The sequence below is a fragment of the Kribbella sp. NPDC056345 genome (assembly GCF_042262745.1).
Taxonomy (GTDB): Bacteria; Actinomycetota; Actinomycetes; order Propionibacteriales; family Kribbellaceae; genus Kribbella.
In genome coordinates, this window is record NZ_JBHJQQ010000001.1 from 815,595 (window position 1) to 840,135 (window position 24,541).

Here is a 24,541-nt window from a genome sequence, read left to right on the forward strand (position 1 = left end):
TGGGGGTTAGGCCGAGAGGAGTTCGTCGGCGAAGGCGGCGATGCGGTCGGCGGCGGTCTCGACGAGGAGACGGCCGGCCTCGGCAGTGGCGGTTCGGGGGTCACCCAGGACGCCACGCTTGTGGTACTCGTCGAACCCGACGGACAGCCGCGGCCCCCGGCCGCGACGGGCGAGCCGGGCTGGGACAGACAGCTCGTGGAGCGTGGTGGCGCCCGGTTCCAGGCGGTCGGCCTGGACGAGTTCCGGGGCCAGATACAGCATCTGCGCGGTCTCGGCCTCTCCTGCGTGGCCGTGCACCTCGCTGACACCGGTGATCAGGTCGGCCACCACTTCGGTGACCGGTGTCCAGATGAAGGTGAGGTCCTCGCGGAGGTACTCCTGCGCCAGGACGGACAGCGCGGCGTTGTTGCCGCCGTGCCCGGTCACCACCAGGAACTGCTTCCAGCCATGCGATTGCAGGCTGGCCATCAGATCCCGGAGCACCTGCATGAAGGTTGCCGGGGACAACGACATGGTTCCGGCGAAGGCCAGGTGATGCGGCGAGACGCCGTACGGTACGACGGGTGCCACCACTGCTCGGCCGGCCAGCCGCTCGGCTACGCGGTCGGCGACTCCAACTGCTCGGACGGTGTCGGTGGACATCGCCATGCCGCCACCATGCTGCTCCTGCGCACCAACCGGGATGATCACCAGCGGTGCCGTGCGGACCGCCGCGGCGGCTTGGTCGGTGGTCATTTCAGCGAGCCGCATCGGAGCCTCCCGTGTCGGGCGTGGAGCCGGATACGGCTGCGGAGCCGAGCGCGGGCGGGGAGTCGAGGGCAGCGGCGGCTTCTACTGCTGCGCGGATGTTGTTGAGGTGCTCACGGGTTAGGCGCTCGGCGCGCTCGGAATTACCAGCCCGGACAGCCGCCACGATCGCGACGTGCTCCTCGTGGTCGCGGGTGCGGTTGTCGTACAGCGCACGAATCTGCTGCTGCTCGCGGACCCGCACCTTGAGCAGCGAGGCGAGCACCTCCTGCAGGAGCGGATTCCCGGACGCGGCGGCGAGCTCAATGTGGAAGTTCAGTGCGAACGACGGTCCGCCCGGCGGGACGAGCGCGTTCGTGACGGCCGCTTCGAGTCGCTCGAGGTTCTCCGACTGACGCGCGAGCGCCGACTGGGCCGCGATGGCCGGTTCGATCACCAGGCGGGCGCTGATCAGCTGCAGCACCGACTCCTTGGTGATCGGCGGCCGGTGCGGGTTGGCCAGCACCACGTTGTTGATGGTCGGGCCGACGTACGTCCCGGAGCCGTGCCGGAACTCGACCGCACCGGTCGCCTCCAGCTTGCGCAGCGCCTCCCGGACGGTCGGCGTGGTGATCGCAAAACGTTTCGCGAGCTCGCGGGCCGACGGGATGGCGTCACCGGGGCCCAGCCCGCCGTCCCGGATGATTCCGAGAATCGACTCGGTCAACCGGTCGGACAGGCTGGGGGGCGCCTCGGATGCTGAGTAAGTCACAAAGTGACTAAATCACTTAGCCTTTCGGGCCGTCAAGAGCTCGGCGCTGAGCCAACAGCGGTGATCCGCCCGGCGAACTGGGTGTAGAACGGCGGCGTGGGACTTCGCCACGTGTGCTGAGCCATCACCCGCAGCCGCGGGTACACCTCCGCGGCCAGCTGTTGCTCGTTCTGCCGATCGGGCTGATCACACCACAGGTGCAGCTTGGCGCCGAGACTGTCCGCCAGCCTGCTGCCGTCGACGAACAAGCCGGGGTCCCAGGTGTCGTACATGATCGCCGGCGCGGTGTTGAGCAGTGCACCGAGCCCACCCACGGTGTAGTACGTCGGCGTGATCGAAGCATTCATCACCTTGTGGCCCGCGGCAACCAGTTCGGCCGGACGCCACGCCGGGCCGGCCCACGGCGTCAGCCCGCTCATCGACCAGTGCTCGACGACAACGGCAGGGTTCACCGTCAGCGTGCCGCCGGTCCGGACGAGGCCGTCGTTCCACATCCGCGTGGTCTTGCCGGCCGCCCGGACGATCTCGTCGGCCCAGTTCACGAAGCCGAGATAGGCGTCCTGACCGGTGGCCGCCGGTCCGTAGCGCTGCTTGGCGTACCGCTCGAGCTGCGGGTACTCGGCGAAGTTCTGCACGTACTCGTCCGCGCCGATATGCCAGTAACGGCTGGGGAAAAGCGGCAGGAACTCCGTGATCAGGTCGCGCATCAGGTCGTACGCCGCCGGCTGCGACAGGTCGATATTTCCGTGCTGGACCTGCCCGTTCGCCGCGACCAGCTTCAGCTCGGGATGAGCGGCGAGGATCGTCTGCATGTGCCCCGGGAAGTCGAGCTCCGGGACGACCTGAATGCCGTAGCGGCCGGCGTACTCGATCAGCTCCCGGATCTCCTGCTTGCTGTAGTGCTGCTCGGCGGTGATCTCCGGATGAGTCGCGCTCTCCAGCCGGAAGCCGTGCTCGTCGGACAAATGGAGATGCAGGTAGTTGAGCTTGAGATAGGCCATCTCGCGGATCTGCGTGCGCAGCCACTCAAGACTCAGGTACTTCCGGCCGAGGTCGACCATAAATCCCCGCTCCTGGTACGTCGGCCAGTCGCGCACCTGGCCACCGGCCAGGCGGCTCTGTTGGCGGAGCAACTGGACCACCGACCGGGTCCCGAGCCGAACCCCGGCCAGGGCGCCCTCGACGCCAAGCACCTGCCCGATCTGCAGCACATAGCCTTCGGGACCGCCGGGCGACGTACCCAGCCGCAGCTCGATGTCGCCCGGTGCCGCCGGGCCGCCGACGACGTAGCCGATCGGACGGTTCATCACCTTGGCAAGATCCTCGGCCAGCAGCCGAGCCGGACCGGCCAGCGCCGAGACCGCGACCACTTTGCTGCTGCTCGTGAAGGTGTAGCCGACGCCTCCGGGATGCCACTCACGCACCGCAGGGATCGTCGGTGGCAGGACAGCCGTTCCGCCCCGTGCGGGAACGGTTGTCGTGGTGATGCAGACCAGTAACGCGACGAGGGCAAGCAGGATCCGCTTCATCACGGCAGCCTGTGGGCGGACAGGAATCGCCACGCGCGCTCGCGGAAGTCCGCGCCGGCCGGGCCGGACGGGTACGCGTGACCGAGGCCCTGGTACGAGCGCCAGCTGACCGCGACACCGGCCGCGCAACCTCGGTAGGTCTGGGCAGTACCGTCGCTGACCGGCTCGGTCACGGGCACCGGCGAACACTTGTTCCGCGCGACCCACTCGTCCCGGGTACGGCGACCCTCCGCGACCGGGATCAGCGGGTCACTCTCGCCATGGAAGAGCGCGACCGCGATCGGCCGACTGGGTCGGCAACCGCCGAAGGTGTTCGGTGACCCGCCCATGAATCCCGCGGCCGCGGCGAAGGTGCCTGCGGCGTCGCACGCGGCCCGCTGACTCATCCACGAGCCGAGGGAGCCACCCTCGACGTACACCCGGGAGCGGTCCACACAGGACTCGGCGGCGATCCGGTCGACGACGTCACGGAGGAACCGGACGTCGGGCGAACCCACCGCCAGATTCCAGTTCGGGTCACCGGCGGGATAGGCCACGATGAACTTCTCGGCGTCGGCGGTCGCGGTCCAGCCGGTCGCCTGCTCCTGGAAGAACGGCGCCGAGCCGAGCCCGTGCAGGCTGAGCAGGAGCGGGGCGTTGCCGGTCAGACCGGCCGGGACCCGGAGATTGTAGGAGCGGGCGGAGGCGGGGAAGAAGCTGCGGGTGACGGTGCCGCCGGTGGGCGCGCAAGCCGTGGCGGCAGTGGCGGTCGCCGGCGTTGCCACGAGGGCACCGGCAACCAGGGCGAGACTGAAGACCAGACGATGCATGGCACTTCTCCGGAGAGTCGGGGGCGGGATACCCGACGGTAATGTAAGAGCACTCTTACGTCTACAGTTGCGCTGTGGCTACTGGCACCCGAGACCGGATCATCGACGCGGCTCTCGCGCTGTTCGCCGAGCGCGGTGTCGCCGCGGTCCCGGTCACCGCGATCGAGGCCGCGGCCGGCCTCGCCGCCGGCAGCGGGGCCTTCTACCGGCACTTCCGGAACAAGACCGAGCTGGTCGACGCCCTCGTCGACCGGGAGCTCACCCGAGCACGCGACCGGGTGCCGCCGGCCCGCGCCGAGGCCGACGGCGAGGCCACCGAACTGCTCGCCACGCGGCTCCGGGCCGACTTGGACTTCCTGCGCGAGCTCGGTCCGCTCATCCACATCCTGGTGTGGGAACGCGGGCGGAACCCGGATTTGGTCGAGCGGCTGCGCTCGACCGCCTTCGAGGCCAGCATCGAGTCCGGGATGGCCGACGTACTGTCCCTGGCGCCGCCTCAGGCCGTCCGCGACGATCCCGAGGCGGCGGCCCAGGTGATGCTGTCCGCGATGATCGGCTTCTTCCTGGCCGAGGAGTACTACGGACGCCCGGCCGGCCCTGTCTCCGCGGAGCGGTTCGCTCGCGCTCTCGCCGCGCTCCTCACCAGCGGGCCCTAAGCCGGACCCACCTTCCAGTCCGGATACCCCGGCATGGCGGGGAGGGTCTTGCCGTAGAGCCAGGACCGCAGGAACGGGCCGAGATCCTCACCGGCCACTGACGAGGCGAGCCGGATGAAGTCCTCGGTCCCGGCGGTCGAGTTCGCGTACCGGTGTACCCAGGCCCGCTCGATCGCCTCGAACGTCTTCGCACCCACCTGCTGCTTGAGCGCGAACAGCACCAGCGCTCCCCCGGCGTACGCCGCATCGCCGTACGGGCGGATCTCGGCCGAGTCCCCGGTCCACTTGGCCGGGTCCGGCGCCGCGATCGGGCCGTTGTCGAGAATCGCGTTCCCGCGCTCCTCATAGGCGTGTTTCGCCGAGTCGACGACCTTCGCGCCGCGTGTGATCTCGCTGTACTCGCCCTCGTAGAAGACCGCGTGGCCCTCGTTCAGCCAGACGTCGGACCAGCGGCGCGGCGACACGGAGTTGCCGAACCACTCGTGCGCGACCTCGTGCAGCACGACACCATCGGTGCCGTTCTGCTCGAACCCCTCCTTGGTCATGTGGGACGCGGTCAGCATGGTCAGGCCCTGCGTCTCCAGCTCGCCGCCGAGCGGAGTGATGTAGGCCCCGGCCTCGGCCCCCGGGAACTTGCCGAGCCGCTGCTCCAGGAACCGGACCGAGGTGTCGAACGAGTTCAGCTGTGGCTCGATCTCTGCGAGCTGCTTGGTCGGTACGGCGTACCGCATCGGAAGGCCGTGCGGACCCTTCCGGTTCAGCACGGTGAACGGGCCGACCCCGATCTGGAACAGCTCCGGCGCGATCTTGCGCTGCTCCCGGAACACGCGGGTGGTGTTGCCGCCACTCGAGCGGACACTGAGCAGCTTGCCGTTGGCCACCGAGTTCTGATCGGCCGGCGCGGTGATCGAGAAGGTCGCCGGTGCCTTCTGCACCGGATGGTCGGCGACGGCAAGGATCTTCCGCGCGCCCGACGGCTGGTTGAGCGCCTGCACGAAGCCTTCGTGCCAGATCAGACCGGGCGGCAGGGCGCTGGTCTTCGTCACGTCGGTCACGTCACTGCGAACGTCGACCCGGACCACGAACCGCCCGTGTTTGCGGACGGCCTCGGCCGGCGTGATCACCAACTCCCCGTTCGGTGCCGACCGCCACGTGCTCGGTGCGCCGTTCACCTGCACACCGGTCACCTTCGGCCCGAGAAGATCCAGGTCGAACGCGCTCAGATCCTGGGTCGCCCGCGCCGACAGCAGGGTGGTCGCCGTGTACGACCTCAGACCTTTCGCGAACCGGAAGTCGAGCCGCTGGTCGAGGACGTCGTACCCGCCGTTCCCCAACTCGGGCCAGACCGTGTCACCGACCCCCGCATTTCCTGGTGCCGGCGCGGCCTCCGCGGGAAGACCGAGCAGGGACACTGCCACTGTTGTCGCAACAAGACGTTTGAACATGCCTTGAAAACTAGGCAGTCCCGGGCCCGCGATCATCGGCCCTCAGGTGGGACCGGGCGTCATCCTGAGGTCTTAGGCGAGGCCGAGGTCGTGCACCAGCAGGGCCAGCTTGGTCCGGTTCGAGAGACCGAGCTTGGCCATGATGTGGGTGATATGCACCTTCACCGTTGACTCGCTGAGCACGAGCTTGCCGGCGATCTCCGCGTTGCTCAGCCCTTCGGCGACCTCGATCGCCACTTCACGCTCGCGTGGTGTCAGGTCCTTCAGCGGATCGTCGCCGACCTCAGCAGGGCCCGGTGCCGGGTGGGCGGTGTAGGAGCTGATCAGCCGCTTGGTGATCCGCGGCGAGAGCATCGAGTCGCCCTGCACGGCCTGCTCGACCGCCTCGACCAACGCCCGCGGCGCGATGTCCTTCAGCAGGAACCCCGTCGCCCCCGCCTGCAACGCCTCGTACACGTACTCATCGAGATCGAACGTGGTCAGTACGACGACCGGCGGCGGATCCGGCAGTGCGGTCACCCGCCGGGTCACCTCGATCCCGTTCACCTGCGGCATCTGGATGTCCGTCAGCACGACGTCCGGCCGGTACTTCTCGACCAGCTCGACCACGTTCGCGCCATTGGTGTCCTCGGCAACGACCTCGGCGGTCCCACCGGCCTGGAGGATCAGCCGGATCCCGTTGCGGACCAGCCCTTCGTCGTCGAGCAGGAGCACCTTGATCATTCCGCCACCTTCACCGGGAGCTTTGCCTGGACTCTGAAAACACCGTCGTCCCACCCGGTCCGCAGTGTGCCACCCGCCAGCGAAACCCGCTCCTGCATCCCCAGCAACCCGTACCCCGAACCCGGCACCTCCGTGTGCTGGACACCGCGCGGGTTGCTCACCTCAACGGTCAGATTCTCCTTGTCCACCGTGACATTCACGGTCACCACCACCCCGGGCGCATGCTTGGTGGCATTGGTCAGCGCCTCCTGAACCACCCGGTACGCCGCGCGCCCGGTCGCCGGTGAGACCTCGGGAACCGGATCGGGCAGCGTCAGATTCACCTTGAGCCCGGTGTCGACCGCATCGGCCACCAGCACCGGTACGGCGTCCAGCGCGGGAGCCACGTGTCCCGGCTCACCGGGCAGCTCGTCCCGCAGCACCTGGAGAATCTCCCGGAGCTCCGTGAGCGCCGCCGTACTGGTCTTGCGGATTACCTCCGCGACCTCTTCGGTCTGCTTGTCCGGAGCCGTCATCGTCAGCGCCCCCGACTGCAGGGCGATCGCGCTGACCCTGTGCGCCACGACATCGTGCATCTCGCGGGCGATCCGGCGACGTTCGGCGACGACCACGCGCTCGGAGCGCAGGTCCCGCTCGCGCTCAGCCTGCTCGGCACGTTCCCGCAGCGCAGTCAGGAGTGCGCGGCGCTGGTAGATCCAGAGCCCGACAAGCATCGGCACCAGGTCGAAGAACACGATGTAGCCGATGGATTCGGGAATGCTGATCTGGCGGTTCAACGGCCAGATCACCAGCACAGCAGCGCCGTACACGAACGAGACCGCGGTCTGCCAGTGCAGACCCTTGCGGCTGGCAACGGTGTACGCCGCGATCGTCACCTGCACGCTCGGCCACCACTGTGCCACCGGCGTGATCGCCATGAACAGCAACGGGAACCGCCGCCGGACGATCATCGCTGCGAACGGCACCGCGACGAGCGGGAACGTGTACCACTTCAGTTCCCTGTTCTTGGTGATCTCCAGCACCAGACCAGTTGCCACCAGCAACGCGAACAGGACGTCGAACGCCAGGATCCGGCGCTTACCGTCCCACCACGCGAGCCGCATACCTGAACCGTAGCGCCACCGACGTTCGGCCCAGCGTCTAACACCTTCGTACTACCGCAGATTGCGCTCCTCGGCCGATGCCTCCAGCACCCGTTCCCGAGATGCTGGAGGCATGCTCACCCTCATCGCACACACCACCAACTCGACCGACCAGATCTGGGGCTTCCTGGGCGGCGCGGGCATCATCGCCGTGCTGGCCGCCTACTTCCTGCTGGTGGTCGGCGCCTTCTTCAGCGCCCTGTTCTCCCCGGCTTCGGGCGGGATGAAGCTGGTCTGGATCGTCTTCATCGTGATCGCGCCGTTCATCGGCAGCCTGCTCTGGTTCATGGTCGGCAAACGCAACGCCCTGGAAGCCGCCTACCGTTAAGGCGTCTCGACGAACAGGATCACGTGCTGGTCCGAGCTCGGAACAGCACCCTGGACCACCCAGCTCGGTGGCGCGGAGGCAGACTCCTCGGACTTTTCACCGACCCGGTACTCGGCCGTGAAACCGCGCTCGGCGAGCTTGCCGAGGACGTAGCCGACGGTCCGGCCCTTGTAGTCGACACCCTCCAGAGCCTCACCCGGGCCGGTGATGTCGCCGGCGCTGGAGTAGGCCTCGCCGGGCTTGGCGGTGCGGCCGACGTACAGATCGGCCTGACCGCGGAAGCTCAGCGGGACGGTGAACTCCGGCACGCACGGGGATGCCGGGGTGCCCTTGCAGCCCTTGGGATAGCGGCCGGGGGTGATCTGCACAGGGTCGTCGGAGGTGCCCGACATGGCGATGTCCTGGCCGACGATCGACGGCGACACCGGCTGCAGCCGCAGGGTGATGTTGAGCCCGTGCTGCTTGAACTCCTCGTTGTACCGGGCAACATCCGCCTCCGGATCGAGGACGCGCACCTTCATCACGTCTCCTTCGGTGGTGAAGGACAGCGCCGCCCCGAGGGCCTGCGGTGGCTGGTTGTTGTCACCCGGCACGTGGACCACGAAGACCGTGATCGCGGCGACCGCGGCTGCGGCGGCGAGCACGGGCACGAGGCGACGCCGTACTGGGCGAGGGCTTTTGAGGGGCACCGGGGTCGCCGTGATGCCGCGGAGTAGATCGGCTCGGGTTTCCGGGGTGACCTGCGTGGCGGGGTCGGCGGTTGCGGTCGGGTCGAGGGTGCGGACGAAGTCCAGGGAATTGGTCATGACTTTGCTCCAGCCGGGGTGTTGTCCAGGAGGCGCACGAGCCGGCGGCGGGCGCGGTGCAGGCGGACCATGGCCGCGTTCCGCGAGCAACCGAGCGCGGCGGCGAGCTGGGTGGTGTCCAGGCCCTCCCAGGCAGCGAGGGAGAGCACTTCACGGTCGGTGTCCGACAACTGCTTGAAGACCTCGGCAGCCTCGACGGCTACCGGCTGAGGATCCGGTACGGCGGTGCGCAGGTCGTCGCGCAGCCGGTTGGCCAGGCCGTGCCGCCGGGACTCACCCCGGCGATGGTTGCTCAGGACACGCCGGGCGACGCCGTACAGCCAGGGCAGGATCTCCCCCTTCGGTACGTCGTCCAGCCGGCGCCACGCGACCAGGAACGTCTCGGCCACCAGGTCGGCCGCATCGGCGCGGATATCGAGCCTCCGCACGAAATACCGCAGTACGTCGTCGTGGTGGCACGTGAACAGCTCTTCGAAACGGACCAGCCGGGGGTCCGGCGGAGGCTCAGTCACACGCACAGCCCCCCTTGTGAGTAAGTGCGTCATACCCGGTTGATGTCCGGGTACGACGCGTTCTTACCTCATGGGTTGACGACGATGGGGGCGCCGTTGGAGACGAGGGACCAGTCGGTGGTGTGGAAGGCGGCCGGGTCGACCTCGCCGGTGGCGGTGACGTAGTCGATCATCAGCTGCCGGATCTCGACCTGGCGGTTGTAGACGACCGGCGCCTTCGAGACGTGCGGGAAGTTGCCGCCGCCGGACTGACGGTAGTTGTTCACCGCAACCACGAACTGCTGGTCGTCGGTGACCGCGACCCCGCCGTACTGGAGGTCGAGGATCCGGGAACCGGCCGCATTGGCGATGTCGATCTTGTAGGTGAGCGGCTTGGCCAGGCCGCCCATCACGTCGTAGTTGTAGTCCGGTGTCCCGGGCGGCGCGGTCGGGGTCGGGGCGTTGGTGACCTCGCTGGACGGGAACGGGCCGGGGCCGCTGACCTGCTTGTAGTACCGCGCGGAGAACTCCAGGTACGCCTTGATCTGGACGCCCGTCATCGTGACCCCGAGCAGGGTGTTGTCGAAGATGTAGAGCCCGGCCACGTCGCGCACCGAGACATCGCCGGCCGGGATCTTGGCTGCCCGGTTGAACGGCGCGGCGATCGCCAGCACCGGCAGATCCGCCTGCGGCGTACCGGCGAGGGCCTTCGAGACCGCGTCGGCCTGGACGAAGTTGATGAAGTCGAGGGCGGCGGTGTCCTCCCAGGGCGCGGTCGCCGCGGACATCGCCTCCTTGCAGGTGCCGATCTTCGAGTTCACGTAACCGACGACCTTGTCGTGGTCCTTCTGCAGGACGTCAACGACCTTCGGGTCGGCGGCGACGGTGTTCGCGTTCAGCACCTGGCTGTGCCGGCTGACGACCTTCCAGCACCCGCGGACGTGCTGCAGGTCGAGGTCGATCACGGACAGCCGCATCCCCCACTTGAGCGGCTCGGTCAGCACGACCTGCTCGCCGGTGACCTTGTTCGTCACCAGCCGCTCGGGGATCTCCTGGTGAGCGTGACCGACCAGGACCGCGTCGATGCCAGGCACGGTCTCGGCCATCAGGATCGACGCGTTCTCCGGGACCGGCAGGGCGTCGCCGTACGACGAAGAGGTTTCCATGCCGGAGTGCGCGGAGACGATCACCACGTCGGCACCAGCCTTGCGGACGCGCGGTACCCAGAGCTTGGCCAGCTCGACGATCCCGCCGAACTTGATCTTGTTCTCGACGACCGCCTTGTCCCAGATCGCGGTCCCGGGGTTCGTCAGGCCAAGAATACCGACCGTGATCGGTGCCCGGCCGGGAACGTGCACCTTCTTCAGCACGTACGGCGGGAAGACCGGCAGCCCCGTCGTCCAGTCCTGCGCGTTCGCCCCGAGCAGCGGGAACTTCAGCTGCTGCTGGAACCTGCGCAGGATGTCGAGGCCGTAGTTGAACTCGTGGTTGCCGAGCGCGGCGGCGTCGTACCCGATCGCGTTCATCGCGGCGGCCATCGGGTGGATGTGGCCGCCGGTGATGGGCTCGATCTTGGCGAAGTAGTACGACAGCGGGGTGCCCTGGATGGTGTCGCCGGCGTCCAGCAGCAGCGGTCGCGGGGCGTGCCGGTCCTTGGCGAGCTGCTCGCGGTAGGCGGTGACGAGCGTGGAGATCTTCGCCAGGCCGATGTCGTTGTGCGCGGAGTCGTCGTACTCGGCGTTCTTGAAGTAGTCCCAGTTGAAGACGTTGCCGTGCAGGTCCGTGGTGCCGAGCACACTCAGCCGCACGGTCTTGTCGTGGCCGTGTCCGCTACCCGCGTACGCCGGGGCTGCCTGGAAGCCGGCCGCCGCGAGCGCTGCCGCGCCACCGATCGCTGTCCGCCTCGTCATCGTGGTCCGCTCACCGCTGTCCGTCATTCGTCTGCCTCACGCATCGTCGGGTCTGGCCTCCGCCACCTTACGCGCGACACGCCCCCAGTCCCGATTCGGAAATGGCCCTTGCGCTGAGGAAAGATGCAGCCCATGACCAAGCCGCCCGGCAAGCTTCTGCCGTTGGTCGCCGCCCTGCTTTGCGGTGCCGTTCTCGCCCAGGCCGCCCAGCCTTCCGACGTACCCGTCACGGCGTCGTCGCCTGCCGTCCGCACGGTGGCCGCAGGCCCGTTGAGCGGGAGCCCGATCGCGGCCAAGCCGGCGCCGCCGGGGCCCAAGCGCCACGGGCAGTCGCCGCACACCAAGCAGCCCGCCGACGACTGGAACCTGACCAAACACGGCAAGGTGCTGTATCTCACCTTCGACGACGGCCCCCACCCCGGCTTCACTCCGAAGGTCCTGCAGATCCTGCGCAGGCACCACGCCAAGGCGACGTTCTTCGTACTCGGCGTCGAGGCCGCCAAGCGACCGGACCTGGTCGAGCAGACCCGCGCCGCCGGGCACCACATCGGCAACCACACGTGGGACCATCCGATGCTCACGAAGCTCCCAGCCGCCAAAATGCGCCAGGAGATCTTCTCCGGGGTGAAGTCGAAGTGCTTCCGCCCGCCGTTCCGCGACACCAACGCTTCGGTCGAGGCGACCGCCAAGGCCAACCACCAGCGCCAAGTCCTCTGGGACGTCGACACCTACGACTGGAAGAAGCCCGGCGCCGCCGCCATCGAGCACCGCATCCTGGCCGGCGCCTTCCCCGGCGCCATCGTCCTCCTGCACGACGGCGGCGGCAACCGCACCCAAACCCTCACCGCCCTAGACCGAGCCCTAACCAAACTCCACCGCCAGGGCTACACCTTCAAAGCCCTCCCCTGCTGATTCAGTGGCGGACGGCGGCGGTGCCGGCTGAGTAGTGCTGGAGGGCCTGGTCGATGACGTGGACCGGCTGGTCCAGGGCTTTGACGAGGAACATGCCGATCGGGTGCAGGAGCGGACTGGGCTTGACGACGGCGCGTACGGCGGGCTGGTCGAGACCCCGTACGCCGGCCGTCGTGGCGCCGACACCGGGTGCGAGGGCCAGCTCGAGCATGTACTGACCGAACAGCTTCTTCTGGCGGAAGCCGTGGACGGTCCCCCACGGGAGCATCACCGGGTAGCCGGCCCCGTCGCACGCGAGTTCGAGACCACGCTCGGACATCCGCATCGCGACCGGCTGGAGCGGGAAAGCGGCGTACCAGCGCTGGCGCTCGGCGTCGAGGCGGAGGGCGAATACGGTGCTGACCACCAGCGGCAGCATGGCCAGGATCAGCAGGACGGCGAACGGCCAGAGCCCCGAATACCGCAGCGTGATCAGCACGTAGACCGCACCAAGGATGCCGATGGTACCGATCGCCAGCGTCGCCCAGGCCCCCCGGCGCAACACCGTGCTGACAATCTCACGCCGCCGCATCACCGCCTGCCGGTCGACCCCGACGACGAACCCCGCCTCCTCGCTCATCCGGTAAGAATCCCATCCCGGAGGTCCGGCCGCCGACCCGGGCGGGTGTCACGACTCTTTGCGGCGGCCTGCCCAGGTCCACGCGTAGACGCCGTCGTCGACGCTGAGGCCGCCTTCACCCAACTCCAACGGGCGGAAGGTGTCGACCATGACGGCTAGTTCTTCGAAGCGTTCGGCGCCCAGGCTTGCCTCGATCGCGGCGGGTTGGGGTCCGTGGGCGTAGCCGCCGGGGTGGAGGGAGATCGAGCCCAGGGCGATGCCGGAGCCCTTGCGGGCCTCGTAGTCGCCGCCGCAGTAGAACATCACCTCGTCGGAGTCGACGTTCGAGTGGTAGTACGGCACCGGCACCGAGAGCGGGTGGTAGTCGACCTTCCGGGGCACGAAGTTGCAGATGACGAAGTTGTAGCCCTCGAACACCTGGTGCACGGGTGGCGGCTGGTGGATCCGCCCGGTGATCGGCTCGTAGTCGCTCACGTTGAACGTGTACGGGTACAGGCAGCCGTCCCAGCCGACCACGTCGAACGGATGCGTCGCGTACGTCATCCGGCTGCCCACGATCCCGCTCGGACCATGTCCGCGGTGCTTCACCAGCACCTCGACATCCGTCCCCTCGGCCGTGAACGGCTCGGTCGGCCCGTGCAGGTCTCGCTCGCAGTACGGCGAGTGCTCCAGGAACTGCCCGTACCGCGACAGGTACCGCTTCGGCGGCGCGATGTGCGAGTTCGCCTCGATGCAATAGGCGTGTACGCCGTTCGGCCCGGGCAGCCAGCGGTGTGTCGTGGCGCGGGGGATCAGCACGTAGTCGCCCTCGACCGCGTGCAGCACCCCGAACACGGTCTCGACCGTGGCCGTGCCCTTCTCGATGTACACGCACTCGTCGCCGATGGCGTTGCGATAGTACGGCGAGGGCTGCTCGGCAACGACGTACGAAATCCGTACGTCGCCGTTCCCCAGCACCAGCCGCCGCTGCTCGACCACATTGGTGGCAGACGTGTCACCGAACAGCTCATGAAGTTTCAGGTGCCGCGGCGTCAGCGGGTGGTTCGGAACCGTGGCCAGATCGGGCAGCTCCCAGATCTGGGAATCGACGATCGCCGACGGGACACCGGAGTGGTAGAGCAGCGACGAGTCCGACGAGAACCCCTCCTCGCCCATCAGCTCCTCGTAGTACAGACCACCGTCCGCGTTCCGGAACTGGGTGTGCCGCTTGGGCGGAATCTCCCCGACCTGCCGGTAGAACGTCATCTCTTCAGACTCCCGAGTACGATAATCGAACGCATGCGTCCGCTTACCGAAAGCATCCGTTAGGCTCGGAGCCATGTCAACCGTCCCTGCCCTGTACCGGCACCTGGTCGACGACGCGGCGATGTTCCCACCCGGCGAGCTCCCGCTGACCGAGGCCGTCACTGCCCACCACGCGCACCGCGCCGCGCCGTACGCCGAACTCGTCGGCACCTTCGTGTGTACCGACACCGACCTGATGAAGGTTGCCGAGGCGGCCGTGGACCCCCTTCGCGTCTCGGTCGTGGTCACCGGCGGCGCCGGCGCGATCGAGCCCGCGGTGATGTGGGCCCGCCGTTCCCCCGACGTCGAGCTGGCCGGCATCGAGGTGCGGCTGCGGCTGTCCGAGGACATGTCCTGGAACGCCGACCGCGTCGTCCGTATGTGCGACGAGTACCTGGACGACGAGCAGGCGTACATCGAGACCGGGATGGACGGCAACTGGGAGAGATCCCTCGACCTCATCGCCGAGCACGGGTACCACGCCAAGCTGCGCACCGGCGGCCTCGAGGCGGACCTGTTCCCGACCGAGCAGCAGGTCGCCGCTTACATCACGGCCTGCCTCGACCGCGAGGTCGCCTTCAAGTGCACGGCCGGTCTGCACAACGCCGTCCGGCACACCGCGTCGGACACCGGCTTCGAGCACCACGGTTTCCTGAACGTGCTGCTGGCGACCCGGGCCTCACTCGACGGCGCCGCGCCGGACGAGGTGGCCGCCGTACTGGCTTCGCGCGACGGTACGGCGCTCGCCGCGCAGGCGCGTGACCTGTCCGAGGCGCAGGCGACGGGGACCCGCCGGTGGTTCCACTCGTTCGGATCCTGCAGCATCGACGAGCCGCGCGCCGACCTGACCGCGCTGAACCTGATGGAGGGCCTGTGAGCTGGATCGACATCCCGGACGGATCGCCGTTCGGGCCGGACAACCTGCCGCTCGGCGTGTTCCGGCACGGTGACGAGGAGCCGCGGATCGGCGCCGCCATCGGCGACCAGATCATCGACCTCGCACCGGTCGCGTCCGCGCAGATGCTGGACGGCGCGCAGTTGTTCGCCCAGCCCACCCTGAACGGTTTCCTCGCGCTCGGCCGGCCGGCCTGGCGCGCGACCCGCGCCTGGCTGCTCGACCTGGTCAACGATCGCGACGCCGTCGAACCGCACCTGATCCCGCAGTCCGCGGTGACCATGCTGCTGCCGATCGAGGTCGGCGACTACGTCGACTTCTACGCCTCCGAGCAGCACGCGACGAACCTCGGCCGGCTCTTCCGCCCGGACGCCGAACCCCTGCTCCCCAACTGGAAACACCTCCCGGTCGGCTACCACGGCAGGGCCGGCACAGTCGTTGCCAGCGGCACCGATATCGTCCGCCCGTCGGGTCAGCGCAAGGCTCCCGACGCCGCAGCACCGACGTACGGGCCGTCCCAGCGCCTCGACATCGAGGTCGAGCTCGGCTACGTCGTCGGAACACCGTCCGCACTGGGGAAGCCGGTCTCGGTCGACGACTTCCGCGAGCACGTGTACGGCGTCGTCCTGGTGAACGACTGGTCCGCCCGGGACATCCAGGGCTGGGAGTACGTCCCGCTCGGCCCGTTCCTCGGCAAGTCGTTCGCCACCTCGATCTCCCCCTGGGTCGTCTCGCTGGACGCGCTCGAATCCGCGACAGTCGAGTTGCCGACCCAGGATCCGCCCGTGCTGCCCTATCTGGCCGGCAAGAGCCTGGTGAACTACGACATCACCTTCGAGGTCCGCATCAACGGCCACCTGGTGAGCACCCCGCCGTACCGCGACATCTACTGGTCACCCGCCCAGATGCTCGCCCACATGACCGTGAACGGCGCCTCCGTCCGCACCGGCGACCTCTACGCCTCCGGCACCGTCAGCGGCACCGAGCAGGACCAGCTCGGCTCCCTGATCGAGCTCACCAAAGCCGGCCGCGAACCGATCACTGTCGACGGCAAGGACTACACCTTCCTTCAGGACGGTGACGAGGTCACCATCACCGCCCGCGCCGGCACGATCGGCCTCGGCGAGGTCACTGGACGGATCACCCCGGCGGTCAGTTGAGCAGCAACAACGTGTCCCACTCGCTGCGGGGATCCGCGTTGCGCGCATAGGAATCCAGCGCCAGCGCGATCCCAGCGGCACCCTCCAGGAGCCCCGGCAGATCGAGCCACAGCTCGGCCATCGGTTGGTAGTAGCGATAGCCGAACGGCGTGTCCGGGTTGTACGCCGTGATCAGCCGCTCGGCAATGGTCTCGGTGACCGCGGTGAACTCGCCGGGATGCCGACGATCCAGGCCGGCAAACATGTGCAGCAGGCCGGACCAGCCGTGACACAAGGCCTCATCGGTCACCGCCCAGTCGTCCATCGGCCGCGCGACGAGCGACCGGACGGCGTCCAGCCCGGCCGACTCCCACTCCGGGCGATTCAAGGCCTTGGTCGCGAGTTCGAGCGACCTGGCGATACCCGGCGCTCCGTAGCACCAGGACGCCCGGGCCGGCTTCGGTTGCTGCACCCGGTTGACGTAGTAGTCCAGGTTGATGTGGCCGGTCCAGTAGGGGCCGAAGGCATCGACCTCCTGCCACTCGACCAGCCAGTCGGCCATCGCCGCGATCGCTTCGGCCTGACCCGGGACCCGGACATCGGCAGTCCAGGCCAGGGCGAGCAGACCGAGCGGGCCGGGGATGCCGTGCGCGAGGCCGAAGTTCAGCTGCCCGTGCTCGAACCCTGCACCCACCACGGTCTTCGAGGTCGCGTCGTACCACCAGCCCGGGACCTTCACCCCGGCGACCTCGACCGGTTCGGTCAACGTGACCAAGGCCTTGAGTACGTCGGGCAGCGCGTCCGAACCGCGGTGCAGCAGATAGCGGCCGATGCCGGTGAGGCCGCCGATCAGATCGACCACGCCGGCGGTGGTCGGCCGGCCCGCGCCACGTGCCGCCGCGTGGGCGGCGATCAGGTACCGCGCTTGCTCGGCCGCCCGCGCGTCGAGTCGCGCCAGCAACGGCTCATAGGCGCCGCCCGCGATGCGTGCCGCGGAGACCAGAGACCCGAGTCCCTCGAACGGTCCGTCAAGCGGCAACTGCGCACACGCATCCATGGTCAGCCGAAGGTAGCGATGCGCATCCTCGGCCTGCCCGAGTTCACTGAACAGGATCGCCAGCGCGCCCGGTCCACGCGACAACGTCGGCGGATCCCACGGCGGGCAAGGAACATTGCCGATCTCGACCTCGGTGCCGTTGGCAACTGTTGCCGCGATCACCCGATCGGGATCCCGGAGCCGGTCGGCCAGCTCGGCGGCGATACCTGCCGCGCGTTCCCGGGTCATCGATGCTCCCTCCGCCCAACCTGCCGACGGACCGCCGCTCGCAGCAGCCCGTACGCACGGTGCTCAGCGGCCCGATCGGTCCCGAGCAACCGATTGGCGTGCAGATGGAGGACCGCGCCGATCGCCTGATGCTGTACGTCGTTCGTGCCGATTCCGATCAGTTCGCCGTACTCGCGGGCGGCCGCTCGTCGCGGTGTCCACAGCGGTACGACGTCGGCCGGCGGCTCGTCGATGACCGGCATCGCCGCCTTCCGGTGTGCCGGTGGGACGTCGTTCGACAAGGCGATCGGGAACGCGTTCAGGACCCAGTGCTGCCAGTCCCAGTCACCGAGGGAGGCGAGCAGATCGGCCTGGTTCGCCGCGACCAGCGTCTCGATCGGTAGGTCGAGCCGGCGGACCGCCCGGAGCTGGAGCTGACCGATCACGGCCGCACTGTCGGCCTGGAACAGACGCTCGGCGGGCCGCATGGCATCCGGACCGCCGTACCGGGCGACCTCGGGCTCGTACTCGTCCAGGACCAGCGAGCGCAGCGCACCCGCGGCCGCCGCTTCCTCGGCCCAGTCGTTGAGCACCGGCAGCACCTCGGCGCCATGGAAACGCAACCGGAGGTGTGCGTCAGGATCCTTGTAGCGAAGGAAGAACCAGCTATCGACACCACCAGGCAGCCGTCGGAGCAGGGCGTGGACCTGCTTGGCGAGCAACCCGTCATGACTGTCGGGTTGCGCGTAGACCTTGGCCGAGATCCACTCGCCACCCGGCCGATGCCGCTTGCCGGTGGTCGTCTGCCACGCCCTCGTCCGCGGTACGGCGGGGCGCGGAGCGCGCGCAACGACCGGTACGACGAGCTCGTTCGCATGACCCGCGGTGACGCCGAAGCCGCCGTACTCGAGTGGTGACTCGGTGATGATCCGGGTGCGCTTGAGTTCGTCCTCGAAGATCCGGCGGTGGATCGGCGACCGGAGATCCAGGTCGAGGTGGTTGTCGCCGCTGGTGATCCGGACGAGGTCCGGCACCTGCTGCCGGGTCCGCCAGCGGTCGAGTCCGGATCCGGTGAGTCCCCGCGGCACCCGCCAGCGGGCCGGTGCCAGGACAGTGCGGCCGTAGCTGACCCGTGGCAGTCGCGCGAGGGCGTCAAGGCGTCCCCATTGCCATGGGGTCCACAAGCGTCGACCGGCCAGCGCGACTCCGGCGACGAAGCGGGCCGCGTTCGGTGCGGCGGTGGCCATGTTGATCATGTGTGGCCGGATGACAGTGATCTCCCGATCGATGCCCTCGGCCACCAAGTAGAACCGCTCGCCGGTACTGCCGACCCGCACCTGGTCGATCCCCAGCGCACCTTCGGCGAACGTCCCGACCGACAGCGCGGGCAAGAGCCGCGGCACCCTCAGTACGTTGCCGAACCTCGGGTCGGCCGGCTGGAACTCCAGCTGGAACGGAACCGGGGCGTCCTGGTCAGCCGCCACGAGCTCTTGCAGCTCGGCCGTCAGGTCCAGCATGTCGGCGAACCGGCCGGACATGGCCCCGGCACTCACCGCGCCTGCTCCGGCGCCGCAGACGAGTAGGTAGTCACCCCGCGCGGCCGCGTCCGGTGACTCGGCCAGAACCTGCATACACAGGTCGAGCGAATCCGGCGGTGTGTCGTCCTGTTCACCGGCGAGCTGGTCGATCATGGCGTCGTCGAGCTCCAGCTCCCATCCGTCGAGCTCTGCGACCCACTCCCCCAGGAGCTCGTCCCGCCAGGCCGGGTAGGGATTCCCCGGCATCGGGATCTTGTTCCGCTCGGTCGGCGGCTGCCGATACTCCGACGGTGCACCGAGCCCGAGATGCGGATCGAGCAACTGCCGAACCGGTACGACGCGATCCACGCCGTACCGCTCGAGGAACTCCTGGTGGAACGCTTTGAGGTTCGGCAGCGCCTCACCGTGGGGCGCCAGCCGCCAGAGCACTTCGGCGATCCGGGCCGCGTCGTCGGCAATCGCCGCCGGCAGGACGACGTCTGCGTCCATCCGCAGATCCACCTGCACCGGGGGCCGCTCGCTCGGTACGAGCTCACGCATCGCGGTGACGAGCTCGCCGAAGCTGCCGTGACCTTCGGCGTACGCGGTCAGCTGACGAGCGGCAGGGCGGAGCCGATCGTCATCGAGCCGGTCGGCCAGCTCACCGAGGGTCAGTCCGGTGAGGTCGGTCAGCAGGATCTCGCGGTCGATCAGGCCGCCCAGCAGCGTGTCCACGTGCTGTGGCGTGGCCTCGGGGATGTCGCGCAACAGCAGCGCGTGTAGTTCGGCGTACTTGATCGGCTGTTGGGCCGCGGCGAGGACAGCCTGGACGGCTGCGCCGTTGGCGATCGAGAGGGCACGGCCCGAGGTAGTGCCGGCGTCGAGTTTGCGCAGATACGGGAGGACGACTCGGTCACCGCGGACCTCGACGAGGTTGCTCACCACCACGCGCAGCGTCTGCCGGTTGGCCGGCTCCCGGCACAGGTCGCGGACCAGCAGGTGCAGCCAGCCCGCGTCCGCGTGTGCGACGCGCTGATGCGCCGTACCGATGCGAACCTTGGCGTCGTCCTCCAGGGTGACTCGCGTGACGCCGGCCAGCAGTCCGAACGGCGTCGGACGCCCGCCGGCCCGGAGTTGGTAGCGGCTCACAGCCAGCAGGACACGCTCGAGCTTCGCGCGGTCGAGGTCGTCGATCCGGTCCAGGCTCGCGGCCAGCGAGGCGCTGGAGACGGCGATCGCCTCGGTCAGCAAGGGATCGGCGGCCAGCGCGCGAATGGCGTGCCGCAGCTCGTCGAGGCTGGTGGGATCAGCATCGGCGACAGCGCCGCGGCGGGTGGCCGACAGGCGGAGGACAGCGGGTCGCCCGGCCCGGAACAGTCCCGGACCGGGCGTGCGCTCGGTCAGCGTGCGCCTGTCAGCAGCACAGCCAGCATGCGGCGATGCCGACCGGATAGGTGTTCACGGTGCCCGGCGTGAGACTGCACTTCTCGTCCACCTGCTGGGCCTCATCGGGGCCGACCGGCTCGTGGCGGGTCGGGTCGGACACCGGGATGACATCGATGTCCAGGTCGAACGCAGTGGGGGTCATGAATGGTCTGCCTTTCGCTCAGGGATCGCCTTTGCTACAGGGGGAAGTCAGTCCAGCACTGTCGGTTGTTTGAAAGCAACACCTAACACCTGCACAACGGTGCCTTTTCACCATCTCGCCACTACCCACTGCTTTGTTCATTAGTGTTCGTTTCTCTTGACTAGTTAGCGCTTACGTGCGAACTTTCTGCGCATGAAACGTTCAGTGGGGTGTGCGGTGGTCCTCGTCGCTGGGGTCCTGACGGTCCCGACGGGGGCCCAGGCAGCGAGTGACCTGACGCTGCGGTCGCCGGAGTTGACGGTCACGGTGGGAGCTGATTTCCCGCGCGTGATCAAGTACGTCGAGAACGCGTCCGGCCAGGCGTTGGCCGGGCGCGCCGAGGCCTTGTCGGCGGTCACGATCGACGGGGTCGCGCGCACCGCGCACCTCGCCGCGGCGCCGACGGTCAGTGGCGGCACGGCGTCGTACAAGCTGGCGTTCGACGCGCTGCCGGGGGTTGAGCTGGACGCGAGTCTGAGCCTGGCCGGTCGGGTCACGACGTTCCGTATCGACGCTGTTCGTGACACCGAGAGCAGCCGCGTCCACACCATCGACATCCCGGACCACGACCTGGTCTCGGTGGCGAGTACGGATGCCGGGGCGACGACAGCGTTCACCACGCTGGACCCGGACTCGACGCGGACCGCGGACAAGATCACGCCGGTCACCGGTACGACGCCAGCCGATGCAGCGGCGGTCGGAGCGACGTACGCGTTCGTGAACACCAGTGGACTGGCCGCGGGGATCGAGTCGAACTCGGTCTACGACAAGCCGTCCGGGCAGTCGGTCGACGACGGGGCGCGGCTCTGGCATCGCGCGCGGAAGGGGACCGACGGGAGCACCCGGGTCGGCGTGTGGAGTGGTCAATGGACCTACCGCGCGGACACGTCGCCGTACACGGAGCCGTTGCCGTGGGCAAAGGTCGTGGTGACTCCGGATGCGAACAAGGACAAGGTCGTTGACTGGCAGGACGGTGCGCTCGCGTTCCGCTCGATCATGACCGAGCCGAAGGGCGGCGATCAGGTCAAGGACCGGGTGATCACGCACATCCCGTTCAACTTCGCGAGCCAGGCGACCCATCCGTTCCTGCGCACGCTGGACGATGTCAAGCGGATCTCGCTGGCCACCGACGGGCTCGGACAGATGGCGATCCTGAAGGGCTACGGCTCCGAGGGACACGACTCCGCGCACCCCGACTACGGCGGCAACTACAACCTCCGTGCGGGTGGGCTCGCCGACCTGAACACCCTGCTGAAGAAGGGCAAGAGCTGGAATGCCGGCTTCGGCGTGCACGTGAACGCGACCGAGTCGTACCCGGAGGCGAACGCCTTCAGCGAGGACCTGGTCGACAAGAACGCCAAGGGCTGGAACTGGCTGAACCAGAGCTACTACATCAAGCAACGACCAGACCTTGCCTCGGGCAACATCGTCAAGCGGTTCCAGCAACTGCGCGATGAGACCGACAAGAACCTCCAAGAGCTCTACATCGACGTCTACTACCAATCCGGCTGGCTCGCCGACGGTCTGACCCGGCAGCTCGGAGATCAGGGATGGCAGATCGCGACCGAGTGGGCCGATCGGCACGAGCGCACCTCGTTGTGGTCGCACTGGGCCACCGATCTCGACTACGGCGGCGCGACCAACAAGGGCCTGAACTCGCAGATCATCCGGTTCGTCCGCAACCACGAGAAGGACGTCTGGAACAACGACCCGATCCTGGGCCAGGCGAGCCTGGTCGAGTTCGAGGGCTGGACCGGTGAGGTCGACTGGAACAAGTTCTACGCCAACATCTGGCAGAAGAACCTGCCGACGAAGTTCCTGCAGCAGCAGAAGATCAGCGACTGGAATCCCGGCGAGATCAGTTTCACCGGCGGCGTCCGTGGCACGGTTGCCGACGGCAAGCGCACTCTGTACGTCGGGAATGCGAAGGTGCTCGACGGTGACAAGTACCTGCTGCCCTGGGACGGGAACAAGAAGCTCTACCACTACAACCCGACCGGCGGCAGCACGACCTGGCAGGTCCCCTCGGCCCTGGCATGGGCCCCGAAGTTCGGCGTCTACAAGCTGACCGACGCCGGTCGCGTCCAGGTCGGCACAGTGCCGGTACGGCGTGGCTCCGTCACGCTGAACGCGGTCGCCGGCCAGCCGTACGTGCTGTACCCGATCGCCGCGCCTGCTGCGAAACCGGCGTACTGGGGTGATGGCACCCATCTGCAGGACCCGGGCTTCAACGCCGGCAACCTGCAAGCCTGGAACGCTTCTGGCGGTGCGACCATCGACACGCTGCCGAACGGGCAGCATGTTGCCTCGCTCGGCACACGTTCCTCGTCGGTGCGGCAGCAGATCACCGGTCTGACTGCTGGCAAGACTTACAGCACGTCGGCGTGGATCGAGGTCGAACCGGGCAAGTCCCGCCCGACCACGATCACTGTGGACGGTGTTCGCAATGTGGTGGTTCGGTCGACTGCAAAGAACCAGGTCGCTTCGGACGACAAGCACGGGGCCTACTACCAACGGGCGCGGGTTGTGTTCACCGCCAAGGGTTCGACGGCTTCGTTGAGCATCACCGCCGCAGCCGGTGCGGCGAAGGTGCGGATCGACGACGTGCGGGTGGTCGAGACGACGAAGACCACCACGGAAGGCTTCGAGAACGTCGATCAGGGCTGGGGACCGTTCGTGAAGGGTGACGCCGGTGGCGTGACCGATCCGCGCACCGTGCTCGCCCGCAAGCACGCGCCGTACACGCAGGCCGGCTGGAACGGGAAGCTGGTCGACGACGTACTGGATGGCGAGTGGTCGCTCAAGTCGCACGAGGAGAACGAGGGCCTCGTCTACCGGACAGTGCCGTGGACGGTGAACTTCCAGCCGGGGCACAAGTACAAGGTCAGCTTCGACTACGCGAGTGGTCGGGCCGGGCAGTACGCCTGGGTGCATGGTGTGGATCGGCCGGATGCTGTTGAAATCAAGGCGATCCCGATCGGTGAGCAGCGGACGAAGGCGACGTTCGGGCAAGAGTTCGTGGCCGGGTGTGGCGGCGACAACTGGGTCGGGCTGCGCAAGCTCAGCGACGGCGGCAACCAGACCGACTTCATCATGGACAACTTCGCGATCACCGACCTCGGTGCGACCTCCGAGCCGGCCGACTGCACGTCGGTCGCGGTGACCGGGACGAGCGGCCTGGTCTCCGGTGAGGCGAACACGATCACGACCTCGTTCACCAACAACGATGTCGTGGCCGCGGCCGACATCACGCTCGGCCTGACCGGGCCGGCAGGGTGGACGATCGCGGCGACCTCACCGGCGACGTACAGCTCGGTTGCCGCCGGGGCCACCGTGAAGACGACGTGGGATGTCACTCCGCCGGCGGGAACGGCCGAAGGAAAGTACGTGCTGACGGCAACGGGTGGCCGGTCCGTGACGACCGCGGAGGCAACAGTGCTGCCGCCGGGGATCGTGCCGCAGTCCCGGATCAAGGTCGCCGACGTGAGCAGTGAGGACAGCGGAACCGGCGGTGCGGCGACCGCTGCGCTGGACGGGAATCCCAGCACCCTTTGGCATTCCGCGTGGTCCGAGGTGAGCACGCCGGCGACCTTCCCGCATCACCTCACGCTCGACCTCGGGTCGACGTACCAGGTGAACGGTTTGGGCTACCTGCCCCGGCAGTCGGGGACGAACGGCATGTTCAAGGGCTACGAGATCTATGTGAGTGCGGACGGACAGAGCTGGGGCTCGCCGGTCGCGACCGGGCAGTTCCCGACTCCACAGCGGTGCAGCGGGTCGACTTCACGGCTGTCGCCGGCCGCTACGTGAAGTTCGTCGGAACGAGTTCCTTGAATGGGGCAGTCTTCGGATCGGCCGCCGAGCTGAACGTCTACGGCACGCGGTAGGCGACAAACAAGCGGCGCCTGGCTTCTCCCCGAGGGGAGCCAGGCGCCGCTGGTGTTTTC

At 68.2% G+C, this 24,541-nt stretch carries 21 protein-coding genes; 6 read left to right on the plus strand and 15 right to left on the minus strand.

The annotated features are described in order from the left end of the window. Positions 1-6: 6 nt before the first annotated feature. Genes ACFCV3_RS03760 through ACFCV3_RS03775 form a run of 4 tightly spaced genes read right to left on the minus strand, consistent with a single transcriptional unit; the run spans position 7 to position 3,836 of the window. Complete coding sequence (locus ACFCV3_RS03760) at positions 7-750, minus strand: creatininase family protein (RefSeq protein WP_376025804.1); 744 nt, start codon at positions 748-750, stop codon at positions 7-9. Further along, the gene (locus tag ACFCV3_RS03765; RefSeq protein WP_376025806.1) at positions 737-1,498 is read right to left on the minus strand and encodes a FadR/GntR family transcriptional regulator; all 762 of its coding nucleotides are present in this window, start codon (positions 1,496-1,498) and stop codon (positions 737-739) included. The genes ACFCV3_RS03760 and ACFCV3_RS03765 overlap by 14 nt, the downstream gene beginning before the upstream one ends. Positions 1,499-1,530: 32 nt before the next feature. Next, on the minus strand, positions 1,531-3,027 hold the full coding sequence (locus tag ACFCV3_RS03770; RefSeq protein WP_376025807.1) for a glycoside hydrolase family 20 protein: 1,497 nt from the start codon (positions 3,025-3,027) through the stop codon (positions 1,531-1,533). Further along, positions 3,027-3,836: an alpha/beta hydrolase family esterase gene (locus tag ACFCV3_RS03775; protein ID WP_376025808.1), complete on the minus strand. Its 810-nt coding sequence runs from the start codon at positions 3,834-3,836 to the stop codon at positions 3,027-3,029. Before ACFCV3_RS03775 ends, ACFCV3_RS03770 begins: the two co-directional genes overlap by 1 nt. Positions 3,837-3,910: 74 nt before the next feature. Between ACFCV3_RS03775 and ACFCV3_RS03780 the strand changes: the two genes are divergently transcribed. Further along, positions 3,911-4,492, plus strand: a complete 582-nt coding sequence (locus ACFCV3_RS03780) for a TetR/AcrR family transcriptional regulator (protein ID WP_376025810.1) — start codon at positions 3,911-3,913, stop codon at positions 4,490-4,492. On the opposite strand, the gene ACFCV3_RS03785 is transcribed toward ACFCV3_RS03780, so the two are convergent. From ACFCV3_RS03785 to ACFCV3_RS03795, 3 genes are all read right to left on the minus strand, one after another. Continuing rightward, positions 4,489-5,937: a M1 family metallopeptidase gene (locus tag ACFCV3_RS03785; protein ID WP_376025811.1), complete on the minus strand. Its 1,449-nt coding sequence runs from the start codon at positions 5,935-5,937 to the stop codon at positions 4,489-4,491. The genes ACFCV3_RS03780 and ACFCV3_RS03785 overlap by 4 nt on opposite strands. A gap of 72 nt (positions 5,938-6,009) precedes the next feature. Next, complete coding sequence (locus ACFCV3_RS03790) at positions 6,010-6,660, minus strand: response regulator (RefSeq protein WP_376025812.1); 651 nt, start codon at positions 6,658-6,660, stop codon at positions 6,010-6,012. Further along, on the minus strand, positions 6,657-7,763 hold the full coding sequence (locus ACFCV3_RS03795) for a sensor histidine kinase (protein ID WP_376025813.1): 1,107 nt from the start codon (positions 7,761-7,763) through the stop codon (positions 6,657-6,659). The genes ACFCV3_RS03790 and ACFCV3_RS03795 overlap by 4 nt, the downstream gene beginning before the upstream one ends. Before the next feature lie 112 nt (positions 7,764-7,875). On the opposite strand from ACFCV3_RS03795, the gene ACFCV3_RS03800 reads away from it, so the two are divergent. Next, positions 7,876-8,130 carry a PLD nuclease N-terminal domain-containing protein gene (locus ACFCV3_RS03800; RefSeq protein WP_376025815.1) on the plus strand — a complete coding sequence of 85 codons (255 nt, stop codon included), beginning with the start codon at positions 7,876-7,878 and terminating at the stop codon, positions 8,128-8,130. Here ACFCV3_RS03800 and ACFCV3_RS03805 read toward each other — a convergent pair. From ACFCV3_RS03805 to ACFCV3_RS03815, 3 genes are all read right to left on the minus strand, one after another. Further along, entirely contained in the window at positions 8,127-8,936 is an 810-nt protein-coding gene (locus ACFCV3_RS03805; RefSeq protein WP_376025817.1) for a hypothetical protein, read from the minus strand. The genes ACFCV3_RS03800 and ACFCV3_RS03805 overlap by 4 nt on opposite strands. Then, a complete protein-coding gene (locus ACFCV3_RS03810) occupies positions 8,933-9,448 on the minus strand; it encodes an RNA polymerase sigma factor (RefSeq protein WP_376025818.1) in 516 nt (171 codons plus the stop codon). The genes ACFCV3_RS03805 and ACFCV3_RS03810 overlap by 4 nt, the downstream gene beginning before the upstream one ends. A gap of 68 nt (positions 9,449-9,516) precedes the next feature. Then, positions 9,517-11,364, minus strand: coding sequence for a bifunctional metallophosphatase/5'-nucleotidase (locus tag ACFCV3_RS03815; protein WP_376025820.1), 1,848 nt, complete (start codon positions 11,362-11,364; stop codon positions 9,517-9,519). Between the two features lie 105 nt (positions 11,365-11,469). Here ACFCV3_RS03815 and ACFCV3_RS03820 point away from each other — a divergent pair, with 105 nt between their 5' ends. Then, the gene (locus ACFCV3_RS03820; RefSeq protein WP_376025822.1) at positions 11,470-12,249 is read left to right on the plus strand and encodes a polysaccharide deacetylase family protein; all 780 of its coding nucleotides are present in this window, start codon (positions 11,470-11,472) and stop codon (positions 12,247-12,249) included. A gap of 1 nt (position 12,250) precedes the next feature. Here ACFCV3_RS03820 and ACFCV3_RS03825 read toward each other — a convergent pair whose 3' ends face one another. Next, positions 12,251-12,868 (minus strand): hypothetical protein, encoded by a 618-nt coding sequence (locus ACFCV3_RS03825; protein ID WP_376025823.1) that lies wholly within the window; start codon positions 12,866-12,868, stop codon positions 12,251-12,253. A gap of 48 nt (positions 12,869-12,916) precedes the next feature. Next, positions 12,917-14,113, minus strand: a complete 1,197-nt coding sequence (locus ACFCV3_RS03830; protein WP_376025825.1) for a homogentisate 1,2-dioxygenase — start codon at positions 14,111-14,113, stop codon at positions 12,917-12,919. Between the two features lie 73 nt (positions 14,114-14,186). Here ACFCV3_RS03830 and ACFCV3_RS03835 point away from each other — a divergent pair, with 73 nt between their 5' ends. Continuing rightward, positions 14,187-15,029 (plus strand): hypothetical protein, encoded by an 843-nt coding sequence (locus ACFCV3_RS03835; protein ID WP_376025827.1) that lies wholly within the window; start codon positions 14,187-14,189, stop codon positions 15,027-15,029. Further along, on the plus strand, positions 15,026-16,207 hold the full coding sequence (gene fahA / locus ACFCV3_RS03840) for a fumarylacetoacetase (protein ID WP_376025828.1): 1,182 nt from the start codon (positions 15,026-15,028) through the stop codon (positions 16,205-16,207). The genes ACFCV3_RS03835 and fahA overlap by 4 nt, the downstream gene beginning before the upstream one ends. On the opposite strand, the gene ACFCV3_RS03845 is transcribed toward fahA, so the two are convergent. From ACFCV3_RS03845 to ACFCV3_RS03855, 3 genes are all read right to left on the minus strand, one after another. Then, on the minus strand, positions 16,200-17,471 hold the full coding sequence (locus ACFCV3_RS03845) for a lanthionine synthetase C family protein (RefSeq protein WP_376025829.1): 1,272 nt from the start codon (positions 17,469-17,471) through the stop codon (positions 16,200-16,202). The two genes, fahA and ACFCV3_RS03845, sit on opposite strands and share 8 nt — an antisense overlap. Further along, the gene (locus ACFCV3_RS03850) at positions 17,468-20,218 is read right to left on the minus strand and encodes a lantibiotic dehydratase (protein ID WP_376025831.1); all 2,751 of its coding nucleotides are present in this window, start codon (positions 20,216-20,218) and stop codon (positions 17,468-17,470) included. Before ACFCV3_RS03850 ends, ACFCV3_RS03845 begins: the two co-directional genes overlap by 4 nt. A 163-nt stretch (positions 20,219-20,381) precedes the next feature. Beyond that, positions 20,382-20,555, minus strand: coding sequence for a hypothetical protein (locus ACFCV3_RS03855; RefSeq protein WP_165952627.1), 174 nt, complete (start codon positions 20,553-20,555; stop codon positions 20,382-20,384). A 192-nt stretch (positions 20,556-20,747) separates the two neighbouring features. Between ACFCV3_RS03855 and ACFCV3_RS03860 the strand changes: the two genes are divergently transcribed. Beyond that, a complete protein-coding gene (locus ACFCV3_RS03860; protein ID WP_376025832.1) occupies positions 20,748-24,404 on the plus strand; it encodes an endo-alpha-N-acetylgalactosaminidase family protein in 3,657 nt (1,218 codons plus the stop codon). The last annotated feature ends 137 nt before the right edge of the window (positions 24,405-24,541 follow it).

Coding starts and splice junctions, on each gene's coding strand:
- ACFCV3_RS03760 (WP_376025804.1), bottom strand. CDS start 750: ATGCGGCTCGCTGAAATGACCACCGACCAAGCCGCCGCGGCGGTCCGC.
- ACFCV3_RS03770 (WP_376025807.1), bottom strand. CDS start 3,027: ATGAAGCGGATCCTGCTTGCCCTCGTCGCGTTACTGGTCTGCATCACC.
- ACFCV3_RS03775 (WP_376025808.1), bottom strand. CDS start 3,836: ATGCATCGTCTGGTCTTCAGTCTCGCCCTGGTTGCCGGTGCCCTCGTG.
- ACFCV3_RS03785 (WP_376025811.1), bottom strand. CDS start 5,937: ATGTTCAAACGTCTTGTTGCGACAACAGTGGCAGTGTCCCTGCTCGGT.
- ACFCV3_RS03790 (WP_376025812.1), bottom strand. CDS start 6,660: ATGATCAAGGTGCTCCTGCTCGACGACGAAGGGCTGGTCCGCAACGGG.
- ACFCV3_RS03795 (WP_376025813.1), bottom strand. CDS start 7,763: ATGCGGCTCGCGTGGTGGGACGGTAAGCGCCGGATCCTGGCGTTCGAC.
- ACFCV3_RS03800 (WP_376025815.1), top strand. CDS start 7,876: ATGCTCACCCTCATCGCACACACCACCAACTCGACCGACCAGATCTGG.
- ACFCV3_RS03805 (WP_376025817.1), bottom strand. CDS start 8,936: ATGACCAATTCCCTGGACTTCGTCCGCACCCTCGACCCGACCGCAACC.
- ACFCV3_RS03815 (WP_376025820.1), bottom strand. CDS start 11,364: ATGACGGACAGCGGTGAGCGGACCACGATGACGAGGCGGACAGCGATC.
- ACFCV3_RS03820 (WP_376025822.1), top strand. CDS start 11,470: ATGACCAAGCCGCCCGGCAAGCTTCTGCCGTTGGTCGCCGCCCTGCTT.
- ACFCV3_RS03825 (WP_376025823.1), bottom strand. CDS start 12,868: ATGAGCGAGGAGGCGGGGTTCGTCGTCGGGGTCGACCGGCAGGCGGTG.
- ACFCV3_RS03830 (WP_376025825.1), bottom strand. CDS start 14,113: ATGACGTTCTACCGGCAGGTCGGGGAGATTCCGCCCAAGCGGCACACC.
- ACFCV3_RS03835 (WP_376025827.1), top strand. CDS start 14,187: ATGTCAACCGTCCCTGCCCTGTACCGGCACCTGGTCGACGACGCGGCG.
- ACFCV3_RS03845 (WP_376025829.1), bottom strand. CDS start 17,471: ATGACCCGGGAACGCGCGGCAGGTATCGCCGCCGAGCTGGCCGACCGG.
- ACFCV3_RS03855 (WP_165952627.1), bottom strand. CDS start 20,555: ATGACCCCCACTGCGTTCGACCTGGACATCGATGTCATCCCGGTGTCC.
- ACFCV3_RS03860 (WP_376025832.1), top strand. CDS start 20,748: ATGAAACGTTCAGTGGGGTGTGCGGTGGTCCTCGTCGCTGGGGTCCTG.